The organism is Buttiauxella sp. (assembly GCF_035271705.1).
Taxonomy (GTDB): domain Bacteria; phylum Pseudomonadota; class Gammaproteobacteria; order Enterobacterales; family Enterobacteriaceae; genus Buttiauxella.
Map to the genome: position 1 here is coordinate 1 of NZ_DATERI010000091.1, position 7416 is coordinate 7416.

Consider the following 7416-nt stretch of genomic DNA (forward strand, 5'->3'; position numbering starts at 1 on the left):
TGTGATCAGCACGACATGATTAAAAAAGCTTCAAATGAAGATTAAAGTTTAACTAATTGTTTTTATAATGTTTAATTGGGTTTATTTTTTGATCGATTTTTACTGCGTCGTGACAGCTTTTTGTCGCATGGAGGGGGAAAAAGCAGCATCAATACAGGAAAGAGATTTCTGAAACGGTGCTCGATGCATTTGGGGGAGGCAGTAGTTTGCAGCGCGGTAATGAATACAGCGCCTGTCACAATAGGGTCAACGGTACGGGCCGCCATAGTCTTTATGTGTTCAGGATGTTTTTTAACTTAAAAAAACCCGCTTTCACGTAACACCGTTCAATTAAGCCATTGAATGAGGGGAAACACCGGGATTTGGTTCCCGGAGGGACGCCAAACCCGGTGGTCGCCCCGGATATATCGTTCTTAAACTAACGGTGTTAGCCCACGTGGCCGCTTTTCTTATTTTTAGGTAAGTATGTGGGCAGGCAAGTGGATACCTTAGAAAGCACAATTGGCAATACGCCTCTGGTTAAATTACAGCGCACTGGGCTCGAAAACGGCAGTGAAATTTGGGTAAAGCTTGAAGGGAATAACCCTGCAGGCTCAGTAAAAGACAGAGCGGCACTCTCAATGATTGTGCGTGCGCAAGCTCGCGGTGAAATCTCGCCTGGAGATACGCTCATAGAAGCGACCAGCGGGAATACCGGAATTGCGCTGGCGATGATTGCCGCCATGAAAGGTTACCGTATGAAGTTGTTGATGCCGGACAACATGAGTATGGAGCGCAAAGCGGCGATGCAGGCTTATGGTGCCGAACTGATTCTGGTAACCAAAGAGCAGGGCATGGAAGGGGCTCGTGAGTTGGCCAGTCTGATGGATGCGCGCGGCGAAGGCAAAGTTCTCGACCAATTTAATAATCCTGATAATCCCTACGCACATTACAGCACCACCGGGCCGGAAATCTGGGAACAGACCCAAGGACGTATCACGCACTTTGTTTCAAGCATGGGAACGACCGGAACAGTAACCGGCGTAAGCCAGTTCATGCGTGAGCAAGAAAAATCGGTAAAAATTGTTGGGTTACAGCCAGAAGACGGTAGCAGTATTCCGGGTATCCGCCGTTGGCCGCAAGAGTGGTTGCCGAAGATATTCAATCCGAGTCTGGTTGATGAAGTGATTGATATGTCACAAGTCGAGGCCGAGAGAACCATGCGTCGTCTGGCACGTGAAGAAGGGATTTTCTGCGGCGTGAGTTCAGGCGGTGCGGTGGCCGGTGCATTACGCGTCGCCCAGGCAAACCCGGGTTCTGTCGTGGTCGCTATCATCTGTGACCGCGGCGATCGTTATTTATCCACCGGGGTCTTTAGCGAAGACAGTTATTCGCAAGGCTCGGGTATTTGAATCATCAATGATAGCCACGGCCCAGGTCACTGGGCTGTGGTTACACATCAACACCTCCCCCGTTTGTCAGTCATCTTTCCCTCAGTTAATAGATAAAAATGATAGTAATGTCACGGCCAATTACGGTGTAGTGCCATATCCCTATAATGACTTGTCATTAATATTGCGCTCTAATGTTCATCTCACTACTGCATGATAAATATAAAGCAGGTGAAAAGGTGGATATTAAGCAGCCCCAGGATTTTTTTCTTTCGCCAGCCCATGCGTTCTGTTTATTTATGTTAGATAACCAGCAAATGGCGGATGTGCATGGTCATGATTTTGATGAGTTAGTTATTGTGCGCAGCGGAAGTGGTTTTCATATTATTAATGACCAGGTTGAGTTGGTTTGCCCCGGTGACTTCTTCTTTGTTTCGGCAAATGATATTCACTATTACGAGGCGACAAACAATTTATCATTAATAAATCTATTGTTACATAAACAAAGGCATTTTAGATTTATACAAAATATTGATGAGTTACTCGGTAACGTAAGAGCGAAAGCGATACCTGATTCCAGAGGGATTTTTGTGCTGGGCGAGGGGGAACTCGAAAAAATAGTCTTGCTAACTGAGAAAGTCAGCGACAGACGTGATGACGATTTTGATGATATTTATTTTTCGGCAACCGAGGCCATTATCCTGGAGATAATCTCTGTTCTTTACCACTGTGTGACAAGAAAAGGCGAAAGGAATCGTGTCGATGAAAGTGTCAGGCAAAAAATGTTTAACTATGTACGGAAAAATTATACGCAAAACATAAATTGGGACAACTTATGTGAGGACAGTAGAATGTCTAAACGGACGATGTTTCGTTTCTTTAAACAAATGACCGGTACCACACCTGAACAATTTCAACATATTTATCGCTTGTTAAAGGCACAAGAGTTGTTGCGTATAACGGAGCGACCAATAAAAGATATTGCGCTGGCCTGTGGTTTTATAAACGCTTCGCGATTAACTGAAAGTTATAAAAAAAGATTTCTTCATACACCTTCTCAAGAACGGCATTTAAGTCATTCCATTACCAACCAATAAGTACAGGAAAAGTCAGTTATTGATGACGTGAAAGCAATTTAATGGAGCAATTATCATGGATAGTACAAAAGCCGTAAACCCCTGGTATATCGGTGTGGTTTCGGGTATGGCCTCTTATATTGATTCAGCCGCTATTGTTTCTAATGGTACGGCATTAGTTATCTATCAGAAAGCCATCGGTATTACTTCTACCGATATTGGCATCCTTTCAGGCGTATTAACGCTATGTATTGCTATCGGAGCATTTTTAGGCGGCAGACTCGGGGATCGCCTCGGTAGGCGCAAAGTCTTTATTGCCACCATGGCAATGATTGTTTTGGGAACGCTGATGCTGGCATACGGTGACGTATTTATCATGTTACTGGCTGGAACAATATTGGTTGGTCTGGCGACTGGTGCAGACTTACCCGTTTCTTTAGCCACCATTGCAGAAGCGGCCAACGATAACAACCGCGGCAAGATTATCGGGTTATCCAATCTTCTTTGGATGGTAGGTATCAGTACCACGATGGGGATTTCGGCAGTCGTCGGTGGTTGGGGGCAATTGGGGGCACAAATTATGTATCTCCATGTCGGTATTGTCGCCGCCGTATTACTGCTGTTGCGCTGGACTATCCCTGAATCACCAATGTGGCTGGTTGCCCGTGATGAGAATCGCCGAGGAGTGATAACGGTTCGCGCACAAAAGTCATCGTTTAAAGATTTGCTGCACGGGAAGTATTTATGGCCGTTCGTGGCTCTGTGCCTTTTTTATACTCTGGTCAATCTGGCTGCCAATACTAGTGGGCAATTTGGGACGTATGTCGCGGTAAATGTTGTTGGGATCTCGGTCGAGAAAAATTCTCTGTGGAATTTACTGCTGATGCCAGTGGGCGTGTTGTCCGGTTTGTTATTTATGAAAATGGTCGATACATCCAAAAGGATGCTGGTATTTATTATTGGTTCATTCTTTTTTACCGGCGGTTTCTTAATGCCAGTGTTACTTAATTTTTCTCCATTATCGTGGTTCTGCTTCATGTTATTTACAGCAATAGGTAGCGGGATGGCCTTTGAGGGAATAATGAAAGTCTGGTCACAGGAATCCTTCCCTACCATGCTTCGATCAACTGCACAGGGTGCGATTGTCGGTGTCGCCCGTTTTTCATGTGCTTTATTAGCATTCGTCACCCCGCGCTTACTCGAGGCCGGTCCAGTGGTGCTATATATCATTCTTTCTTCAATCGTTGCACTGGGTATGTTGATTGGTTGGGTGTGTTTCCACCGTCAGCAACGTAATGAATTTTCCAGTGAAGGTGAAATGGTAATGGAAAAACACATTACCGCAGTGACCTTTCCCGCAGAGGTCATTCAGACGAAATAATTATCTTGTATAGCCAAAATACTTCGAGTTGCAGCCAACCCCCCTGCAACTTGAAGTATGACGGGTATAAAAATAATTCAGTTATCTAAGGAACATATCATTATGCTATCAGTAAAAAAGATCACGCTTGACTATGAATTGTCTCTATCGGGTGTCGATAATTTCCCGGTTGTCGGTTGGGAGATTGAAAGCCATCAAAAAAATGTTAAGCAAGTGAGCTATCAGCTACAGGTGAGTATTGATAAATATTTTGACGCGACATTATTTGATAGCGGAGTCATAAGCAGTGACACGTCAGCGAATGTCAATGTTAGCGATGTTTTACTGCGTCCATCAACGCGTTATTTTGTACGAGTGAAGATTAACGATAACCATGGTGAAGAAAGTCCATGGAGTGCAGTTGCTGAATTTATTACTGGGATGATGGAAAACCCGTGGGGTGGTGATTTTATTTCTGCCGAGACTTCGGCCGATAAAGATAACTCTAAAGTCACATTAGTGAGAAAATCATTTTCACTCACCAAAGGCAGTGCCGTTGCCTCTGCGTATTTACATGTCTCAGCTTTAGGGCTTTATCAATTCTATCTCAATGGTCACAAAGTCGGTAATGATGTGCTGACTCCTGGCTGGACGAGTTACCCTAACCATCTGCTTTACCAAACTTACGACTTGAGCGAGCAACTCCAGTGTGACGATAACGTGATTGGCGCGGAGCTTGGGGCGGGCTGGTTTAAAGGCGATATGGGATTCACCCGTGACAGAAATTATTATGGTCAACAAACTGCGCTGATCTGCCAGTTAGTCATTCATTATCAGGATGGAACTCAGCAAATTATCGTAACGGATGATTCCTGGCGTGCGGAAGATTCACCGATTTTGTTCTCGGAAATCTATGACGGTGAAATCTGTGACGCGAGCCTTGAGCACGAAGGCTGGAACAATACGGGCTTTGATGGCACTCACTGGCGGCCTGTCAGCCTTATCTCTTTTGATAAAAAAGTGCTGACCGCGCAAGGTGTCTGCAAGGTAAAAAAAATAGCCGCGCTGGAACCCGCCTCCATAATCATCACGCCGCAGGGCGATACGGTTATCGACTTTGGGCAAAATCTGAGTGGCTGGGTTGAATTCAAAGTGAACGGCAAGCTCGGTGACAAAGTTATCCTGTGCCATTTCGAGACGCTGGATGCTCAAGGCAATGTCTATCTGGATAATTTGCGTTCTGCGAAACAACGCGTGGAATATATCTTAAAAGGCGGTGCGGCGGAGGTTTATCATCCGCAGTTTACTTACCAGGGTTTCCGTTACGTTAAAGTCGAAAGCTACCCAGGCAAAATAGTGCCTGAGAATTTCAAAGCGCTAGTGCTCCATTCGGATATGGCTCCTACCGGGCATTTCAACTGCTCAAATGAAGATTTAAACCAACTGCATCGCAATATCTTGTGGGGGTTGAAAGGAAACTTTGTCGATGTCCCCACTGACTGCCCACAGCGCGATGAGCGGCTAGGGTGGACCGGGGACGCGCAGATCTTTTGCCGTACCGCCAGCTATTTGATGCACACGCGTAATTTCTTCGCTAAATGGCTCAGGGATCTGAAACATGACCAGACGCCAGAAGGCGGCGTGCCGCATGTCGTCCCTGACATCCTGACTGGGCATTGCGCGAATGATATCAACCTCGCTGAAGGTGGGACGCACTCTGCGGCGGCGTGGGCTGATGCTGCGGTCATCAATCCCTGGACGATGTATCTGATGTACGGCGACACCCGCATTCTTGAACAGCAATATGAAAGCATGAAAGCCTGGATCGAGTTTATGGTGGTGCATTCAGAGAATCATATCTGGCGCTATAAATTGCAATTTGGCGATTGGGTGGCGCTGGATGCCAAAGAAGGGAGTTACTTTGGCGCGACGCCAGTGGATCTGGTGAGCACCGCTTATTTTGCCCATTCAACGAGATTGTTTAGTCTGGCAGCCAAAGCGCTTGGACGTACGGAAGATTACCTGAAGTACCATGCTTTACAGCAGCAGATCGTACAGCATTTTCAGGATGAGTTTTTCACCCCATCAGGCAGGTTGGCGGCGAGAACTCAGACTGCGCATATTTTGGCGCTCTATTTTAATCTGGTGCCTGAACCGTTCCGCGAACGTACGGTAAATACGCTGGTTGAACTGTTGCATGAGCATGATGGCCATCTGGTGACAGGTTTTGTTGGGACTCCTTATTTTTGCCATGCACTGAGCCAGAATGGACGGGAAAAAGAAGCGTGGGCGCTGCTGCTAAAAGACGATTTCCCTTCCTGGTTGTATCAGGTCAAGGCTGGGGCAACGACCATCTGGGAGCATTGGGATGGTATTAAGCCTGATGGTTCGATGTGGAGCGCGGATATGAACTCCTTTAACCATTATGCCTATGGTGCGGTAGGGGAGTGGTTATATCGTTCTGTTGCGGGTATTGAGGCTGATGAGAATGCCCCCGGGTTTAAACACGTGATAATTTCTCCGGTTATTGGTGGAGATCTTTCATGGGTAGAGGCGGCTTATCAGTCTGGGTACGGTGAAATAGGCGTCACCTGGAAAGTGCGCGACAGCGAGATGGGGAAAATTGTTACGCTGAATATTCGTGTTCCCCACAATACGCAGGCAACCGTCAATCTTTCAGCAGTGCGAGAAGTGATTGAGGCGCAGGATATGGAGATGGTACAGCAAGGTGATAACTGGACGGCGCAAGTGGGCTCAGGGGAATACCAACTAGAGTATCTTTGCGTATAGTGTTTATAGGGTCAATACCAACAAAAACGGCACCACAAGGGTGCCGTTTTCTATTGTGCGGACAGCTTACTTCTTGATGCGGATAACTGGGGTTTCGCCCACAATTACGCTACCAGTCAGTTTGATCAGCTCTTTGATTTCGTCCATGTTGGAGATAACAACCGGAGTCAGGGTAGACTTCGCTTTCTCTTCCAGCAGGGCCAAATCGAACTCGATAACTACGTCGCCTTTCTTAACACGCTGACCTTCTTCTGCGATGCGTTTGAAGCCTTCGCCTTTCAGTTCAACAGTGTCGATACCGAAGTGAACGAACAACTCAATGCCGCTATCGGATTCGATAGAGAAAGCATGGTTGGTTTCGAAGATTTTACCGATGGTGCCGTCAACCGGAGCAACCATTTTGTTGCCAGTCGGTTTAATTGCAATGCCATCACCAACGATCTTCTCGGCGAACACCACATCTGGAACATCTTCAATATTGACGATTTCGCCAGAAAGTGGGGCAACAATCTCAATGGTTCCGGTGTCTTTTTTATCATCAGAAACCAGAGATTTCAGTTTATCAAACAAACCCATGATCTTCTCCTAAGCAGTAAATTGGGCCGCATCCGGTGGATTAGCAGATTGTTTTTTCTTCAATGAACTTGTTAACCAGCGTCATTAACTCGTCCGTTGTCGGTTGAGCAAGAGCTTGCTCTGCTAACACCTTCGCATCTTCGAAGTTCGTGTTACGAATAATCTTCTTAATGCGCGGGATAGAAATGGCACTCATACTAAATTCGTCCAGACCCATACCCAGCAACAGAAGTGTAGCACGTTC

At 46.3% G+C, this 7416-nt stretch carries 6 protein-coding genes; 4 read left to right on the forward strand and 2 right to left on the reverse strand.

Going from position 1 to position 7416, the window contains the following annotated elements; all coding sequences use genetic code 11:
* Positions 1–479 precede the first annotated feature (479 nt).
* The 4 genes from cysM (at position 480) to VJY99_RS08240 (ending at position 6596) form a co-directional block, all read left to right on the forward strand.
* Positions 480–1391: a cysteine synthase CysM gene (cysM, locus tag VJY99_RS08225; RefSeq protein WP_324117569.1), complete on the forward strand. Its 912-nt coding sequence runs from the start codon at positions 480–482 to the stop codon at positions 1389–1391.
* Between the two features lie 173 nt (positions 1392–1564).
* The gene (locus tag VJY99_RS08230) at positions 1565–2467 is read left to right on the forward strand and encodes a helix-turn-helix domain-containing protein (protein WP_324117570.1); all 903 of its coding nucleotides are present in this window, start codon (positions 1565–1567) and stop codon (positions 2465–2467) included.
* Positions 2468–2522: 55 nt separating this feature from the next.
* The gene (locus VJY99_RS08235; protein WP_324117571.1) at positions 2523–3827 is read left to right on the forward strand and encodes an MFS transporter; all 1305 of its coding nucleotides are present in this window, start codon (positions 2523–2525) and stop codon (positions 3825–3827) included.
* Positions 3828–3929: 102 nt separating this feature from the next.
* On the forward strand, positions 3930–6596 hold the full coding sequence (locus VJY99_RS08240) for an alpha-L-rhamnosidase (RefSeq protein WP_324117572.1): 2667 nt from the start codon (positions 3930–3932) through the stop codon (positions 6594–6596).
* 66 nt (positions 6597–6662) lie between these two features.
* On the opposite strand, the gene crr is transcribed toward VJY99_RS08240, so the two are convergent.
* Both crr and VJY99_RS08250 read right to left on the reverse strand, forming a co-directional pair.
* Entirely contained in the window at positions 6663–7172 is a 510-nt protein-coding gene (gene crr, locus VJY99_RS08245; protein ID WP_324117573.1) for a PTS glucose transporter subunit IIA, read from the reverse strand.
* Positions 7173–7212: 40 nt separating this feature from the next.
* On the reverse strand, positions 7213–7416 hold a 204-nt coding region (locus VJY99_RS08250), incomplete at its 5' end, for a putative PEP-binding protein (protein ID WP_318377381.1).

Bases quoted from the DNA above. Each gene is read 5' to 3' on its own strand.
- VJY99_RS08230 (WP_324117570.1), top strand. From the start codon at position 1,565: ATGTTCATCTCACTACTGCATGATAAATATAAAGCAGGTGAAAAGGTG.
- VJY99_RS08235 (WP_324117571.1), top strand. From the start codon at position 2,523: ATGGATAGTACAAAAGCCGTAAACCCCTGGTATATCGGTGTGGTTTCG.
- VJY99_RS08240 (WP_324117572.1), top strand. From the start codon at position 3,930: ATGCTATCAGTAAAAAAGATCACGCTTGACTATGAATTGTCTCTATCG.
- crr (WP_324117573.1), bottom strand. From the start codon at position 7,172: ATGGGTTTGTTTGATAAACTGAAATCTCTGGTTTCTGATGATAAAAAA.